At 58.1% G+C, this 15075-nt stretch carries 17 protein-coding genes; 5 read left to right on the forward strand and 12 right to left on the reverse strand.

Annotated features, from left to right (window positions below; genetic code table 11):
* The 4 genes from ACIOVB_RS14285 to ACIOVB_RS14300 form a co-directional block, all read right to left on the reverse strand.
* A partial coding sequence (locus ACIOVB_RS14285) for an OB-fold nucleic acid binding domain-containing protein (protein WP_401268625.1) occupies positions 1–265 on the reverse strand: 265 nt, incomplete at its 3' end.
* 100 nt (positions 266–365) lie between these two features.
* Positions 366–587, reverse strand: coding sequence for an FmdB family zinc ribbon protein (locus tag ACIOVB_RS14290; RefSeq protein ID WP_064119106.1), 222 nt, complete (start codon positions 585–587; stop codon positions 366–368).
* A gap of 117 nt (positions 588–704) precedes the next feature.
* Entirely contained in the window at positions 705–1046 is a 342-nt protein-coding gene (locus ACIOVB_RS14295) for a ribbon-helix-helix domain-containing protein (protein ID WP_401268627.1), read from the reverse strand.
* 182 nt (positions 1047–1228) lie between these two features.
* Positions 1229–1699, reverse strand: a complete 471-nt coding sequence (locus ACIOVB_RS14300) for a Dps family protein (RefSeq protein WP_034153422.1) — start codon at positions 1697–1699, stop codon at positions 1229–1231.
* A gap of 311 nt (positions 1700–2010) precedes the next feature.
* Here ACIOVB_RS14300 and ACIOVB_RS14305 point away from each other — a divergent pair, with 311 nt between their 5' ends.
* Entirely contained in the window at positions 2011–2613 is a 603-nt protein-coding gene (locus tag ACIOVB_RS14305; protein ID WP_401268629.1) for a cold shock domain-containing protein membrane protein, read from the forward strand.
* Positions 2614–2684: 71 nt separating this feature from the next.
* Here ACIOVB_RS14305 and ACIOVB_RS14310 read toward each other — a convergent pair whose 3' ends face one another.
* Both ACIOVB_RS14310 and ACIOVB_RS14315 read right to left on the reverse strand, forming a co-directional pair.
* Positions 2685–2891, reverse strand: a complete 207-nt coding sequence (locus tag ACIOVB_RS14310) for a SlyX family protein (protein WP_064119103.1) — start codon at positions 2889–2891, stop codon at positions 2685–2687.
* 3 nt (positions 2892–2894) lie between these two features.
* The gene (locus ACIOVB_RS14315; protein WP_401268630.1) at positions 2895–3320 is read right to left on the reverse strand and encodes an HIT domain-containing protein; all 426 of its coding nucleotides are present in this window, start codon (positions 3318–3320) and stop codon (positions 2895–2897) included.
* Positions 3321–4216: 896 nt separating this feature from the next.
* Between ACIOVB_RS14315 and ACIOVB_RS14320 the strand changes: the two genes are divergently transcribed.
* A complete protein-coding gene (locus ACIOVB_RS14320) occupies positions 4217–5488 on the forward strand; it encodes an OprD family porin (protein WP_401268633.1) in 1272 nt (423 codons plus the stop codon).
* Positions 5489–5714: 226 nt separating this feature from the next.
* On the opposite strand, the gene ACIOVB_RS14325 is transcribed toward ACIOVB_RS14320, so the two are convergent.
* Positions 5715–6557: a mechanosensitive ion channel family protein gene (locus ACIOVB_RS14325; RefSeq protein ID WP_401268634.1), complete on the reverse strand. Its 843-nt coding sequence runs from the start codon at positions 6555–6557 to the stop codon at positions 5715–5717.
* A gap of 154 nt (positions 6558–6711) precedes the next feature.
* Entirely contained in the window at positions 6712–7197 is a 486-nt protein-coding gene (locus ACIOVB_RS14330) for a YajQ family cyclic di-GMP-binding protein (RefSeq protein WP_027619814.1), read from the reverse strand.
* Between the two features lie 141 nt (positions 7198–7338).
* Between ACIOVB_RS14330 and ACIOVB_RS14335 the strand changes: the two genes are divergently transcribed.
* The 3 genes from ACIOVB_RS14335 to ACIOVB_RS14345 are packed head-to-tail and all read left to right on the forward strand — an operon-like array spanning position 7339 to position 10926.
* Entirely contained in the window at positions 7339–8256 is a 918-nt protein-coding gene (locus tag ACIOVB_RS14335) for a putative 2-dehydropantoate 2-reductase (RefSeq protein WP_401268636.1), read from the forward strand.
* A 45-nt stretch (positions 8257–8301) separates the two neighbouring features.
* Positions 8302–10338, forward strand: coding sequence for a HAMP domain-containing sensor histidine kinase (locus ACIOVB_RS14340; RefSeq protein WP_187679776.1), 2037 nt, complete (start codon positions 8302–8304; stop codon positions 10336–10338).
* Positions 10339–10341: 3 nt separating this feature from the next.
* Positions 10342–10926 (forward strand): cob(I)yrinic acid a,c-diamide adenosyltransferase, encoded by a 585-nt coding sequence (locus ACIOVB_RS14345; protein ID WP_401268637.1) that lies wholly within the window; start codon positions 10342–10344, stop codon positions 10924–10926.
* A 123-nt stretch (positions 10927–11049) separates the two neighbouring features.
* Here ACIOVB_RS14345 and ACIOVB_RS14350 read toward each other — a convergent pair whose 3' ends face one another.
* From ACIOVB_RS14350 to ACIOVB_RS14365, 4 genes are all read right to left on the reverse strand, one after another.
* Positions 11050–11994 carry a Nudix family hydrolase gene (locus ACIOVB_RS14350; protein ID WP_401268638.1) on the reverse strand — a complete coding sequence of 315 codons (945 nt, stop codon included), beginning with the start codon at positions 11992–11994 and terminating at the stop codon, positions 11050–11052.
* Positions 11991–12623, reverse strand: a complete 633-nt coding sequence (locus ACIOVB_RS14355; RefSeq protein ID WP_401268640.1) for a glutathione S-transferase family protein — start codon at positions 12621–12623, stop codon at positions 11991–11993. The genes ACIOVB_RS14350 and ACIOVB_RS14355 overlap by 4 nt, the downstream gene beginning before the upstream one ends.
* Positions 12624–12777: 154 nt before the next feature.
* Complete coding sequence (gene argJ / locus ACIOVB_RS14360) at positions 12778–13995, reverse strand: bifunctional glutamate N-acetyltransferase/amino-acid acetyltransferase ArgJ (RefSeq protein WP_187678087.1); 1218 nt, start codon at positions 13993–13995, stop codon at positions 12778–12780.
* A gap of 120 nt (positions 13996–14115) precedes the next feature.
* Positions 14116–15075 (reverse strand): SEC-C metal-binding domain-containing protein (locus ACIOVB_RS14365; RefSeq protein WP_401268642.1); only part of this gene is annotated, 960 nt, incomplete at its 5' end.

Below are 15075 nucleotides of genomic sequence, written 5' to 3' on the forward strand. Positions count from 1 at the left end.
CCATGTTGGCGTTGGTGGCACCGGCCGGACGCAGGCGAACCTTGCCGGTGATCTTCACGACGTATTCGCTGCGCACGCGATCCGCGGCGGCGAAGCTCTCGGCGCGATCCGGATCGAACACTACCTGAGCCAGACCATCACGATCACGGATATCGAGGAAAATCACCCCGCCGTGGTCGCGGCGACGGTGAACCCATCCGCAAAGGGTAATTTCCTGGCCTTCCAAGCTTTCGTTCAGTTGGCCGCAATAGTGGCTGCGCATCATGGTAGTGGTTCGCTTCTCGTAATTCGAAATTCGGTGGAGATCCCGGCGCACTGAAGCAGTGCGGAAAACTCACGCGTGTCGTTCGACCTGGGTTTGAACCCTAGTCAGATTTGTCGCCACCGGCCAGATTCTTCTTGGTTCCGGTCTTGAAATCGGTTTCGTACCAACCGCTGCCGCTGAGGCGAAAGCCCGGCATGGACAGCTGTTTCTTGAGCTCTGGCGCCTGGCAGGCAGGGCAGTCGACCAACGGTGCTTCGCTGATCTTTTGAATGGCTTCCAACTGATGACCACAGGAAGCACATTGGTAATCGTACATCGGCATTGGGGTGTCTCGGCGATCAGATTGCCACCGCGCGCAGGGCTTTGCGGCGAAAGAGCGGGATTATATCCATTAAATGCGGCCTGTGCAGCCGTAAGACTGCACAGGCCGCGACCTCGTTTACAACCGCTGTTTCAATGGGAGTGCTTCCTTGGTGCTGTTCATGACGCACACAACCCGCACCAGCGCGCTGAAATTCTTCACCCCGCCGTGACGCAGATGCACTTCACGGTCGACGTGGGACAATAACGAACTGACCGAACAACAATTGTCTGCTGCCATGTTGCCAAGGATGTTCCAATAAACCTGTTCCAGTCGCAGGCAGGTCGCGAATCCGTTCAAACGCACGGATCGCGACAGCGGCTGGACCAATGTCATGTCGAAATCGTTGACGAACGGATCGAATTTCAATTCATGCTGCAAGCCGACAATCCTGTCGCCTCGCCTGTCTCCCTCTACCATATCGGTGACACTCCTTTGTCATCTCTGCCTGTTTTGGAAGCCACAAGCTGTGACTTCATAAAAGCGCAGACGCAAAGTTATATCCAGATGACTTTTTGACCATCACCGTAGGATAAGCCAACGATAGCGGTAAGATTGCGGACAGCGCGCGAGCCGGCCTCAGGCAAGCCCGCGCTTACGGGTTACGCTTCCAGCAACGCGCGCAACATCCACGCGGTTTTCTCATGAACCTGCATACGCTGGGTCAGCAGGTCGGCCGTCGGCTCATCACTGACCTTGTCGAGCAGCGGGAATATACCGCGTGCGGTGCGGGTCACCGCTTCCTGACCGTCGACCAATTGCTTGATCATGTCCTCGGCGCTCGGTACGCCCACCTCCTCTTTAATAGAAGACAGACGTGCGTAAGTCGCATAAGCGCCCGGCGCCGGAAAGCCCAGCGCGCGAATGCGCTCGGCAATCGAGTCCACGGCCAGCGCCAGTTCGTTGTATTGCTCTTCGAACATCAAGTGCAACGTACGAAACATCGGGCCTGTGACGTTCCAGTGGAAGTTATGGGTTTTCAGATACAGCACGTAGGTGTCCGACAGCAGCCGCGACAGCCCTTCGACGATGGACTTGCGATCTTCTTCACTGATACCGATATCGATTGCCATGTTTACCCCCTAACGGCGATTGAATTCATCCAACAGGTGTAACCCCACTCTAGCAAGGCTATCGCCAGCCCGCAGCCCCGAAAGCCTGAACAGACTGCGACAAAAAGACCGACTCTCTGCCGCTGGCCGGGCTGATTTGAGTAGCTGCAGGCTTTGCTGTTAAATAGGCAGTGTGTCGCCATGCCCCATTTTCCGGGGTGTTGCGCATAGGCTGATGCCGTGTACGTGTCCACCGCCTCTTATTTTGTTCCGAAGCGAACCGTGCGCCTTCAGCTCTTCCTTGTGAGCCGTCATAACGTGAGCCAATCAAAATGTTGAAAATCGTCCACCTGCTAATGGGCGCAGCGGCCTTGCTGCTGTCGTTCATACCTAGTTTGAAATCCGAAGCCGTTCCCTACCTGCAACAACCCGATGCACTTTACCTGGCCTTTTTCGGCCTGCTGAACCTGGTGATCGCTCCAGTGATTCCTTACTGGAACAAAGGCCCGCGCCAGCATCTGCAAAACCTTGTCAGCGCTCTTCTGGTGCTGACTGTCGTCCTGCAAACCTTGACCCTGATCGCACCGATGCCTGTCATCGCCGGCCAGCCTGCCGTATTGTTCAGTCTGGTGATTGCCCTGGTTGCAGTGATCCTGCACCTGGCCGTCAGCTTCTATCGATCTTCCCCGGCTGCCGCACCGACCAACTACGACATGACCAACCGCGATACCGGCACCGTCAAGTGGTTCAACACTTCCAAAGGCTTCGGCTTTATCTCCCGGGATTCCGGCGATGATATTTTCGTGCACTTTCGTGCGATCCGTGGCGAAGGCCACCGTGTTCTGGTCGAAGGCCAGCGCGTCGAGTTCTCGGTGATGAACCGGGACAAGGGTTTGCAAGCCGAGGACGTGATCGCCGCTCTGCCGCGCCGCTGATCCAAGGCCAAAAAAAACCGCGAGCAGCGTGCTGTTCGCGGTTTTTTTATGCCCGATGAAAAGCGCTCGCCTCAATAGTGCGGTGGCGGCGCGTCTTCTTCGAAGGACTCGAACTGGCCGACCATCTCTTCCTGACGCTTGAGCAGCGCAGCCATCTGTAATTGCAGGCGCTCAACCACGCGCTGCTGCGCCACCAGCACGTCGTTCAACGCCTGAATGGTGTCATCCTGAAACGCCAGACGGCTCTCCAGATCGGTAACGCGATCTTCAAGGCTCATGATTCAGCCCTCCACAAATGTGAAATCTTCGGTCAGCACCACGCGCAATTGCTCGCGAATGGCGGCCACCTGTTCGTCGCTATAAGGTTTGGCCGCGTGCTTGCCCCATACCGGCGCCGGCCACGCTGCATCATCGCGTTTACGCACAATCACATGCATGTGCATCTGGCTGACAACATTACCCAAGGTCGCAACGTTCATCTTGTCAGCATCGAACAAGTCCTTGAGCAACTCCGCCAGCGCGGTGGTTTCCAGCCAGAGCTGCTGCTGATCGGCGACATCCAACTGAAACAACTCGCTGATATCGTCCCGGCGTGGCACCAGGATGAACCACGGGTAGTTGGCGTCGTTGGACAGGAGCAGACGGCAGAGCGGGAAGTCGCCGATGGTCAGCGTGTCCTGTTGAAGTCGTGAATCTAAAGCAAACACTGCGCGTACTCCCGGCTGATCTTCATTATTGAGCTTAGCGGCCCACCATATGAGCAGCGCACCAAGCGACAGACTGGCAGCATACCTGCGAATGCTCCCACCTTCACGACGACAGCGCCCTTACTCATTCCCCGGACGCCCCGACATGTGACATTTATCGACACCCTGCACCACCACGGAACCAGGATTACCCGCGACAGCACTGAAATGACCGGAAAACCCCGCTGTGCTCACGACCACATTCAGACTGAGCTGTATGAATCCGGTACAGCCTGTAAATTTTTCGCACCAAAACCGCACAGTGGGTCTACGCTCAGTGCGGCAGGCATCCGCCAAATACTCACCGGCGGGGTGAACCGGTAACGTTTTCGGTTGTCGCGCGCCAGCAACGGTGTGACAACACCATACGAACAATCGCGTCAAGCCCCGATAGAAAGCGGCTTGGCGCCCCGTATTTATGAGGTTTTTACAGGTAGCGACAGGTGTTCAGAAAAATAACCGCAGCGATATCGCGGTTTGTGCACGCTTGTTGCATTCGTACTCATATGGACTATAAGCGCACCACGGGAAGTGGGAGCCTTAAGGCCAACAAAAACAGTGGCAGGGTTGCCCGATGGAGATTCAAGTGTTTTGCCAGGGACTCTTTTTTAGCGATGCAAACGGCTAAAAAAACAGCTAGAAAGTTGTCGGTCCGGTTGCATCGGTACTGTGAATTTGCGACATCTACAAAGCCGTCTGCGACAGTGTCGTAAAGAAGGTGAAAGGTTGGATTCGCAAGTATCGCCAACAATGTCGGCGTGATATAAGTTTGCGCCGACACAAAAAGAAAGAGCCGCCCAGATAATAAAACAGGTGGGACGGCAGTACTCTTCTAAAAACCAAAGGAGCAAATCACGATGCGCGTGATGAAGTGGAGCATGATCGCCCTGGCTGTTTCAGCAGGCACCTCGCAGTTCGCAATGGCGTCCGCCCAGGATGATTCCAAAGGCTTCGTTGAAGACAGTAGCTTCAATGTAAAGACCCGCATGCTGTATATGAACCGTGATTTCAAGAATGAAAACTTGAAAACCAGCCCATCGGGTGAACGCCAGGGCTACCGCGAAGAAACCGGTATTGGCATGCACGCCATCTTCGAATCCGGCTTCACTCAAGGCACCATCGGTGTTGGGGTTGACGCTTTCGGTCTGGGCTCTATCAAGCTCGACAGCGGTCGCGGTCGCACCGGCAACGGCCTGTTCGCAACCGATAGCGATGGCACACCGGAAGATACCCAGTCCAAAGCGGGTGGTGCAGTCAAATTCCGCCTGTCCAATACTGTCTTGAAATACGGCGATCAATTCGTTGCCAGCCCGGTATTCTCCACCGACGACAGCCGTTTGCTGCCTGAAGCCACTACCGGCACCTTGCTCGTATCCAAGGAAATCCCTGGTCTTGAGCTGAGCGCTGGTCGCTTCACCGCGATGAGCTCCCAGACTGGCATGGGCCATGACACTATCGTTGACGGCGGCCTGCCGTCTGCCAACATCGGTGGTGCAACCTACCAGTTCACCGACAACTTTGTCGCGGGCGTTGCGGCTTCCGACGTGGATGACCACTTCAAGAAGCAGTACCTCAACGCCAACTACACCCTGCCGATCAACGATGAACAATCGCTGAACTTCGACTTCAACGGGTACAAGAGCAAGAGCCAGGGTCAGGAACTGTCGGGTGATATCGACAACCGCATCTGGTCCCTGGCTGCCGCTTACAGCATCGGCGCCCACAAATTCACTCTCGCTCACCAGCGTTCGACAGGCGATACCGGTTACGTGTACGGCGTAGACGGCGGCGGCACTATTTTTCTCGCCAACTCCATTCAATACTCCGACTTCAACGGCGCAGACGAGCGTTCGTGGCAGGGTCGCTACGACCTGAACATGAAAACCTACGGCGTACCGGGCCTGAGCTTCATGACCCGTTACGTCAAAGGCGACAACATCTCTACCGGTGCTGAAGAAGGCAAGGAACACGAGCTGGACTTCGAAACAAAATACGTCATGCAGAATGGTCCGGCCAAAGACCTGTCCTTCCGCCTGCGTAGTGCCTGGTACCGTTCCAACACTGCTTACAGTGGTGGCGACAACAACGACCTGCGTCTGATCGTTGAGTACCCGCTGAGCATCCTGTAATCCGGATGTAATTCGGCTGTACTGTAGAGCCTTGCTCTAACATGAACCGCTCCCCCTCACAGGTGAGCGGTTTTTTTATAAACTCAATAGCAACCTAATCATATTTGTATAGCAAGCTAATTATATAAGTCATGAACACCTTACCGAGAACAATAAAAAACCCAAGAGACTGTGCTTCTCTCGGGTTTAATGGACTACTTGACCAGCATGCCAAGTAACAAAACGCTTACTGTGTAGCAGCTTCCTGAACTACGCGAATCACCCGCTGCGGAAAAGGAATATCGATGCCGGCATTTTTTAAACGGTCACGCGATTGTTCGTTAAACATGAACATCACATCCCAATAGTCTGCGGTTTTAACCCACACACGCAGGGAAACCGTGATCGAACTGTCGCCCAGCGTCGAAATCACTGCCTGTGGCGCAGGATCCTGCAGAACACGATCATCCTTGGCCAGATCAAGCAGCACCTGACGGGCCTTTTGCAGATCCGCTTCGTAATCCACGCCCACATCGAAGATAACCTTGCGGGTTGGCTGACGGTTGGTGTTGGTGATGATGCCGTTCGACAGATTACCGTTCGGCACGATGATGGTCTTGTTATCGCCGGTACGCAGCACGGTGTGGAAAATCTGGATACTATCGACGGTACCTGACACACCTTGGGCTTCGATCCAGTCGCCGATGCGGAACGGACGGAACAGCAGAATAAGCACGCCGCCGGCGAAGTTCGCCAGGCTACCCTGCAAGGCCAGACCGATGGCCAGGCCGGCAGCACCGATCGCCGCAACGAACGAAGTGGTTTCAACACCGATCATCGAAGCGACGCTGACAATCAGCAGCACCTTGAGAATGATGTTGGCGAGACTGCTGATGAAGCCTTGCAGCGCCAGGTCAGCGTTACGCAGGGCCAGCAGACCGCCGAGTTTTTGCGTGACCTTGTTGATCAGCCACCAGCCGATGGCCAGGGTAATCACTGCCAGCAGCACGCGGCTGCCGTATTCCATGATCATCGGTATCCACGCCTGGGATGCCTTGACCAGGTGGTCCACCTCAGCATTCAAATCCATGTTCTATCTCCTGATTTCCGGCTACCCGGGCTATAAACAAATAAAAAGTGGGAGCGAGCTTGCTCGCGAAAATGGTGTGCCATTCAATAATGAAGTTGACTGACACACCGCTTTCGCGAGCAAGCCCGCTCCCACAGGTTCCGCATGAGAAAGCTTAGTCGCGGAAGTTGTTGAACTGCAGTGGCATGCCGAATTCCTTGGCACGCAGGGCCGCGATGGCTTCTTGCAGATCGTCACGCTTCTTGCCGGTGACACGAACCTGCTCGCCCTGAATGGCGGCCTGCACCTTGAGCTTGGCATCCTTGATATGGCCGACAATCTTCTTCGCCAGCTCCTTGTCGATCCCTTCCTTGAGCACGGCGTCCTGCTTCATCAGCTTGCCCGATGCGTAAGCGTCTTTGACTTCAAGGCACTGCACGTCGATCTTGCGCTTGACCAGGGCGAGCTTGAGGATCTCGATCATCGCTTCCAGCTGGAAATCGGCTTCAGCGGTCAGGTTGACGGTCAGGTCTTTTTCCTTGAACTCGAAGCTGCCTTTACCTTTCAGGTCATAACGACGATCGAGTTCCTTCACGGCGTTCTCGACCGCGTTGGTGAGTTCGTGTTTGTCCAGTTCGGATACCACGTCGAACGACGGCATGTAATCTCTCCAATAAAAAAGGCGCGCTCGATGAGGATAGAGCGCGCTTGGCTTGCGGTTAAAATCGGGCTCATTATAACGGGTCTTTTCCTGACGACACGGCGAGCCGCACATGCCTGCACCCATTCGAGCAAAAAACTGATGTCCACCCTTTGGCATGTTCTCGGCGCCGGCAGTCTCGGCACACTCTGGGCTACGCGGCTGGCCCGGGCCGGATTACCGGTCAGGCTGATCGTGCGCGATACCGAGCGCTTGCACAGCTATGAAGCGGCAGGTGGACTGACCCTTGTGGAACAGGGACAAGCCCGCACCTATGCAGTTCCCGGCGAAACCCCGGACAGCCCTGAACCGATCCGGCGCCTGCTGGTGGCCTGCAAAGCCTACGATGCCGAAAGCGCAGTCGCCCTCCTCGCGCCACGACTGGCAGCGGATGCCGAACTGATCCTGCTGCAAAACGGCCTCGGCAGTCAGGACGCCGTCGCCGCGCGAGTGCCGCAGGCCCGCTGTATCAGCGCCTCCAGCACCGAAGGCGCTTTTCGCGATGGCGACTGGCGCGTGGTGTTCGCCGGCCACGGTTACACCTGGCTCGGCGACGCCGCTCATCCAGTCGCACCGATCTGGCTGGAGGATCTCCGGGCCGCGAAAATCCCCCACGAGTGGAGCACCGACATCCTCACCCGGCTGTGGCGCAAACTGGCGCTCAACTGCGCGATCAATCCGCTGACCGTGCTGCATAACTGCCGCAACGGCGGATTGCAGGCGCATCATTGCGAAGTCGCCACGCTGTGCGTCGAACTGACCGAATTGCTGCAGCGTTGCGGCCAACCGTCAGCCGCCGACAATCTGCAACAGGAAGTCGAGCGAGTGATCCAGGCGACCGCTGCCAATTTCTCATCGATGTATCAGGACGTGGCCAACCAGCGCCGCACCGAGATCAGCTATTTATTGGGCCACGCCTGCAAAGTCGCTGCGCGCCACCAGTTGAACCTGCCGCACCTCAGTCAATTGCAGCAACGACTGGTCGCTCATCTGCACAGCCTCGGATTGCCCAGCGACTGAGCAGCGGCTACGCTGGCCACTTGTTCCTTTGCTGCGATAAACCTGATGCCATTGCGCCAGCGCCTCGAAAACCTGCCGGTCGGCCAGAAACTGCTGGCCGCCCTGCTGGTGCTGTTGACCACTGTCTTGCTGGTCGCCAACCTGACCTTTATCAGCGCCGCCTATTACATCTCCCAGGAAAGCATGGCCCCTCAGGCCTTGCAGACCATCGGCCGACTGATCTCCAACCCAAGTCTTGTCAGCGAAGCCCTGCAATCACCGCAGAGTGCCGAACGTCTGCTCAAGGAGCTCGACAGCTATTCTCCACTGCGCGCTGCCGCCCTGTATGACGGCAAGGGCGAAAGGCTCGCGCAAGTGCAGCACGGCGACAAACTCGACCTGCCGGAACGTTACCGGCACATTGAGGCTTGGCAACTCACCGAGTTTCGCAGCAACCAGTTGATCACCCTGCCCCGCCCCGGCACAGCGCCGGGTCATCTATTGCTGGTCGCCAGTAGCGAATTGCCCATGGCGTTCTACACCGGCACGCTGACGGCCAGTCTTGGCATCCTGATTTTCAGCGTGCTGCTGTGGCTGGTGATTGCCCGGCAGATCAAGCGGCTGATCACCCGACCGATTCATCAACTTGAAGAGTTGTCGCGTCAGGTGACCCGTGAAGAGAACTACGCACTGCGCGCTTCACGCGGCAACCACGACGAAATCGGCAGCCTCGCCGAGGCGTTCAATACCATGCTGTCGCGCATCGAAGCCCGCGAGCAGCAACTCAAACGTGCCCGCGACGACTCACAAGCGGCTTACGATCAGGCCCAGGGCCTGGCCGAGGAAACCCGCCACACCAACCGCAAGCTGGAGCTGGAAGTCCAGGTACGCAGCAAGATCGAGAAGAAACTCACCGGTTTCCAGAACTACCTCAACAGCATCATCGACTCGATGCCGTCGGCGCTGATCGCCCTTGATGAACAGCTCTACGTCACCCAATGGAACCAGGAAGCCAGCGCCCTCTCCGGCACCCGGCTCGACGAAGCGCTGAACCAGCCGATATTTCTCGCCTTCGAGCCGCTCAAACCGTTTCTGCCGCAACTCAAGCAGACCGTCGAGCAACACACCGTGGCGAAAATCGAACGCGTGACCTGGTTCAAGGACGACGAGCCCAAGCATTACGCACTGACGTTCTACCCGCTGATGGGCGGCGCCGGGCGTGGTGTGGTGATCCGCATCGACGACATCACCCAGCGTCTGTCGCTGGAAGAGATGATGGTGCAGTCGGAAAAAATGCTCTCGGTCGGCGGCCTCGCAGCGGGCATGGCCCACGAAATCAACAACCCGCTGGGCGCGATCCTGCATAACGTGCAGAACATCCGCCGGCGCCTGTCAGCGGATCTGCCGAAGAACCTCGAAACCGCCGAGCAACTGGGCATCGAACTGGACACGGTCAACCGTTATCTGCAAGGCCGGGAAGTCCCGAAACTGCTCGATGGCATTCAACAGGCCGGAGCGCGGGCAGCAAAAATCGTCACTCACATGCTCAGTTTCAGCCGCCGCAGCACCCGGCAAATGGCCCCGTGCGATTTGCCGGCACTGATTGATCAAGCGGTTGAAATCGCCGGCAACGACTTCGATCTGGCCATCGGTTTTGATTTCAAGGGTCAGGCGATCATCCGCCAATTCGACCCGGCGCTGGGTCCGGTGCCGGGCACCGCCAACGAGCTGGAACAAGTGCTGCTCAATCTATTGAAAAACGCCGCACAGGCCATTCATCAGCGCGAAGACGATAGCGAACCGGGGCGGATCATCCTGCGTACCCGACTCAATCCGCCGTGGGCCGAGATTCAGGTCGAGGACAACGGCATCGGCATGAGCGAGAACGTGCGCAAACGCACCTTCGAACCGTTCTTCACCACCAAGGAAATCGGTCAGGGCACAGGACTTGGCTTGTCAGTGTCGTACTTCATTATCACCAACAACCACAAAGGGCAGATGGAAGTGCAGTCAGCGCCCGGGCAAGGCACCTGTTTCACCTTGCGCCTGCCGCTGGCCCAACCCACTGCCATCGCTCCAGAAACCAATCAATTATCGAGGTAACCCATGGGCTTTCGCCTGTCGAAAATCTACACACGCACCGGCGACAAAGGCGAAACCGGCCTGGGCGATGGCCGCCGTGTGCCCAAGGATCACCCGCGTATCGAGGCGATTGGTGAAGTCGATACGCTAAACAGTCAGGTCGGCGTGTTGTTGGCCGGGCTGCTTGCCGAACGTGAAGCTACGCCTGGCTTGAATGAGCTGATTGAGGTGTTGGCGCCGTGTCAGCATCGGCTGTTCGATCTGGGTGGCGAGTTGGCGATGCCGGAATATCAGGCGCTGAACGCCGCTGAAATCGAACGCCTGGAAGCGGCGATCGATGTGTGGAATGAAGAGCTGGGGCCGCTGGAGAATTTCATTTTGCCGGGGGGCTCGATGCTGATTGCTCAGGCCCATGTGTGCCGGAGTCTGGCGAGAAGTGCCGAGCGGCGCTGTCAGCATTTGAATGCGATCGAGCCGTTGGCCGGGGTTGGTTTGGCGTACATCAATCGGTTGTCGGATCTGTTGTTTGTGGCGGCGCGAGTGATTGCGCGGCGGCAGGGGGTTGCGGAGATTTTGTGGTTGCCGGCGGCGAAGCCTTCAGATCAATAGCGCCAGATATGACGCTATCGCGAGCAGGCTCACTCCTACAGTTGACCGCATGTCTACTGACAAAACGCGGTCAACTGTAGGAGTGAGCCTGCTCGCGATGGGGCCTTTAGCCTAAATAAAGAATCAGGCTTCTGGCCAGAACGCCCGAATCCCTGCCACACCCTGAGCCCCAAAGCTCCAGGCCTTCTCACGCTCAGCCGGGCCAACCCCGCCCAACACGAACACCGGTTTGCTGAAGCCCTCGATCAACGTCGAAGCCTGCTCCCAGCCCAACGGCTGCGCATCCGGATGAGTCAACGTCGGCTGCACCGGCGACAGGGTCACGAAATCCACGCCCATCTGTTCGGCCAGCGCCAGTTCTTCGGCGTTATGGCAAGACGCCGCCAACCAACGCTCCGCCGGCAACGGTCGCCCCGCCGCCGCATACTTGCGCAGTTGCGCGGAGGTGATGTGCCACCCGGCGGACGGGAAATCACCGAGCCATTCGAACGGCCCCTTGATCATCAACTGCGCCTTGCCGGCACACAGACCCGCTGCATCCACCGCCAGATCACGGTACTTCGGGTCGTAGCCATTAGGCGCGCGCAGCTGGATCAATTTGATCCCGCCGGCAATCGCCTTCTGGATGCCCCGTAACAACGCCGGGGTTTCCAGATCTTCCGGAGTAATCAGGTATTCGGCTGGCAAACGTGCCGCTGCGACGATTGGCTGGTTGGCCGCCGGAAACTCGTAGTTCACCAGCTCCTTCGCGGTCACCCAGGCCAATGGCTGACCTTCGGCACCGTGGGGTTCGCCGCTGAAGTCCGAGACCTCCCAGACATCCAGCAACACCTGTTTGTCCGGGTAATCGTGACGCACCTTGATCAATGGCCGGGCAGCGCCAACGACAATGCCCAACTCTTCGTGCAGCTCACGGGCCAGCGCGGTTTCGACCGACTCGTCAGCCTCGACCTTGCCGCCGGGAAACTCCCACAAACCACCCTGATGCTGGGTGTCGGCACGGCGGGCGATGAGAATTTTGCCACTGTCGTCACGTATGACGGCAGCCGCGACGTGTACACGTTTCACGGGTTCATCTCCTCCAGTCCAGCCTTCTGCCATGCCTTGAAGGCCGGCCATTGGTAGACGGTTTCAACATAGGCTTCGTCGGCGGCCGGCAGCTTCACCTGATAGGTGCGCAAACGCACGGCAATCGGTGCGAAGAACGCATCGGCCAGGCTCAAACGACCAAACAGGTACGGCCCGCCCTCGGTGGCAACAGCACGGCATTCAGCCCACAAGGCGAGCATGCGTTCGATATCGACCTTCACTTCCGGCGGCACCGGGTTCAGCGGCGCGTTGTGGCTCAGGTTGAACGGCATGTGGTTGCGCATGGCGAAGAAGCCACTGTGCATTTGCGCACAGGCGGATCGCGCCTGGGCGCGGGCGAAGAGGTCGGTTGGCCAAAGCTGCTCGGACGCAAACTGCTCGGCGAGGTACTCAGCGATAGCCAAGGAATCAGCCACGGTGCCGCGTGCGGTTTTCAGCAGCGGTACTTTGGCAGTCGGCGAATGCTTGAGCAGACGCTCGCGGGTGTCGGGCTTGCCGAGTTTGATCAACTCTTCGGTGTAGGGAGCGCCGGTCAATTCGAGCGCCAGGGCGGCGCGCAGGGACCAGGAGGAAAGCAGTTTGTCGCCGATGATCAGGTGCAGAGACATGGTTTTGGCGCCTTTTCGTCAGTGGAAAAGCTTTGGGACTTGCGATGCCTGAACCGACGCCATCGCTAGCAGACTAGCTCCCACAGTAGATGTTCAGTGAACACAAGCCCTGTGGGAGCCAGACTGCTGGCGATTGCAGCGACTCGGTCTCGGATCAGGTCCGGTATTCGGCGTTGATCTTCACGTATTCATGCGACAGGTCAGTGGTCCAGATGGTTTCGCTGCAATCGCCGCGACCCAGCTCGATACGGATGGTGATCTCTTCCTGCTGCATCACCGCCGAGCCCTGCGCCTCAGTGTAGGTCTCAGCGCGGGCGCCACGGCTGGCGATACACACATCGCCGAGGAACACGTCGATCTTGCTCACGTCCAGATCCGGCACGCCGGCACGGCCGACAGCAGCCAGGATGCGTCCCCAGTTCGGGTCGGAGGCGAACAGCGCGGTCTTGATCAGCGGCGAGTGCGCCACGGTGTAGCCGACGTCCAGGCATTCCTGGTGATTGCCGCCACCGTTGACTTCAACGGTGACGAACTTGGTTGCGCCTTCGCCGTCTCGCACGATGGCCTGGGCCACGTCCATGCACACTTCGAACACCGCTTGCTTGAGTTTGGCGAACAGTTCGCCTTCCGCGCGGGTGATTTCCGGCAGTGCAGCCTTGCCGGTGGCGATCAGCATGCAGCAGTCGTTAGTCGAAGTGTCGCCGTCGATAGTGATGCGGTTGAACGACTTGTTGGCGCCGTCGAGCATCAGGTTTTGCAGGACATCGCGGGAGACTTTGGCGTCGGTGGCGATGTAGCCGAGCATGGTCGCCATGTTCGGACGAATCATGCCCGCGCCTTTGCTGATGCCGGTAACGGTGATGGTCACGCCGTCATGCTGGAACTGGCGGCTGGCCCCTTTGGGCAGGGTGTCGGTGGTCATGATGCCGGTGGCGGCCGCTTCCCAGTTGTTTTCCGACAGATCGTCCAGTGCGGCTTGCAAGGCACCTTCAATTTTCTCGACCGGCAATGGCTCGCCGATGACACCCGTTGAGTACGGCAGGATCTGCTCAGCAGCAACGCCGGTCAGCTCGGCCAGTTTGGCGCAGGTGCGCTCGGCAGCGGCCAGGCCTGGTTCGCCGGTACCGGCGTTGGCGTTACCGGTGTTGGTCAGCAGGTAGCGCACAGCGTTCTGCACGCGTTTTTTCGCGAGGATCACCGGCGCTGCACAAAAGGCGTTCAACGTGAATACGCCCGCCACGGTCGAACCTTCGGCGCAGCGCATCACCACGACATCTTTGCGCCCGGGGCGCTTGATGCCGGCCGAGGCGATACCGAGTTCAAAACCGGCAACCGGGTGCAACGTTGGCAAAGGACCAAGACCAACAGCCATGAATGCGCTCCTTACTCAATGAAGTCAGCACCGCCATTTGAAAGCGGTGGTTTAAATGGCAAAACGCCGCGACGGCTTATGCCGGTCGCGGCGCGGGTACATCAGCGATTGAAACGGGTGTTACTGAATCTGCCCGTGGCAATGCTTGAATTTCTTGCCCGAACCGCAGTAGCACAGTTCGTTGCGGCCTAGCTTCTGGTCATTGCGAACCGGGGCGGTGGCGAGGGCCACATCGACCTCTTCACCCAGGATTTCCGGCTGATCAAGACCAGGGGCTTCGGCGTGTTCGAACTGCATGCGGGCGGCCAGTGCTTCGGCTTCCTGACGCAGACGTTGCTCTTCGGCTTCCGGATCTTCACGGCGAACCTGAACGTGCGACAGCACACGGATGGAGTCGCGCTTGATCGAATCCAGCAGCTCGGAGAACAGCGTGAACGACTCGCGCTTGTATTCCTGCTTCGGGTTCTTCTGAGCGTAGCCACGCAGGTGGATGCCGTGACGCAGGTGATCCATGGTCGACAGGTGGTCTTTCCACAGGTCGTCCAGCACGCGCAGAACGATTTGCTTCTCGAAGGAGCGCAGTGCTTCGGCACCGGCCTGATCTTCTTTCTCGTTGTACGCGGCCATCAGCTCGGTCATGAGCTTCTCGCGCAGGGTTTCTTCGTACAGGTGATCGTCTTCGTCGAGCCATTGCTGGATCGGCAACGCCACACCGAAGTCGCTCTGCAGCGAGGCTTCCAGACCGGCGACGTCCCACTGCTCTGGCAGCGATTGCGGCGGAATGTGGGCGCTGACGGTCGCGTTGAGTACGTCCTGACGGAAGTCGGCGATGGTTTCACCGATGTTGTCGGCGGCCAGCAACGTGTTACGCATGTGATAAATCACTTTACGCTGTTCGTTGTTAACGTCGTCGAACTCAAGCAGTTGCTTACGAATGTCGAAGTTGCGGCCTTCAACCTTGCGCTGCGCCTTCTCGATCGCGTTGGTCACCATGCGGTGCTCGATCGCTTCGCCCGGCTGCATGCCCAGGGCTTTCATGAAGTTCTTCACCCGGTCAGAGGCGAAGATACGCATCAGGCT

Source organism: Pseudomonas sp. NPDC087639 (genome assembly GCF_044743385.1).
In the GTDB taxonomy this organism is placed as follows: Bacteria; Pseudomonadota; Gammaproteobacteria; order Pseudomonadales; family Pseudomonadaceae; genus Aquipseudomonas.

Bases quoted from the DNA above. Each gene is read 5' to 3' on its own strand.
- ACIOVB_RS14290 (WP_064119106.1), bottom strand. From the start codon at position 587: ATGCCGATGTACGATTACCAATGTGCTTCCTGTGGTCATCAGTTGGAA.
- ACIOVB_RS14295 (WP_401268627.1), bottom strand. From the start codon at position 1,046: ATGGTAGAGGGAGACAGGCGAGGCGACAGGATTGTCGGCTTGCAGCAT.
- ACIOVB_RS14300 (WP_034153422.1), bottom strand. From the start codon at position 1,699: ATGGCAATCGATATCGGTATCAGTGAAGAAGATCGCAAGTCCATCGTC.
- ACIOVB_RS14305 (WP_401268629.1), top strand. From the start codon at position 2,011: ATGTTGAAAATCGTCCACCTGCTAATGGGCGCAGCGGCCTTGCTGCTG.
- ACIOVB_RS14310 (WP_064119103.1), bottom strand. From the start codon at position 2,891: ATGAGCCTTGAAGATCGCGTTACCGATCTGGAGAGCCGTCTGGCGTTT.
- ACIOVB_RS14320 (WP_401268633.1), top strand. From the start codon at position 4,217: ATGCGCGTGATGAAGTGGAGCATGATCGCCCTGGCTGTTTCAGCAGGC.
- ACIOVB_RS14325 (WP_401268634.1), bottom strand. From the start codon at position 6,557: ATGGATTTGAATGCTGAGGTGGACCACCTGGTCAAGGCATCCCAGGCG.
- ACIOVB_RS14330 (WP_027619814.1), bottom strand. From the start codon at position 7,197: ATGCCGTCGTTCGACGTGGTATCCGAACTGGACAAACACGAACTCACC.
- ACIOVB_RS14335 (WP_401268636.1), top strand. From the start codon at position 7,339: ATGTCCACCCTTTGGCATGTTCTCGGCGCCGGCAGTCTCGGCACACTC.
- ACIOVB_RS14340 (WP_187679776.1), top strand. From the start codon at position 8,302: ATGCCATTGCGCCAGCGCCTCGAAAACCTGCCGGTCGGCCAGAAACTG.
- ACIOVB_RS14345 (WP_401268637.1), top strand. From the start codon at position 10,342: ATGGGCTTTCGCCTGTCGAAAATCTACACACGCACCGGCGACAAAGGC.
- ACIOVB_RS14355 (WP_401268640.1), bottom strand. From the start codon at position 12,623: ATGTCTCTGCACCTGATCATCGGCGACAAACTGCTTTCCTCCTGGTCC.
- argJ (WP_187678087.1), bottom strand. From the start codon at position 13,995: ATGGCTGTTGGTCTTGGTCCTTTGCCAACGTTGCACCCGGTTGCCGGT.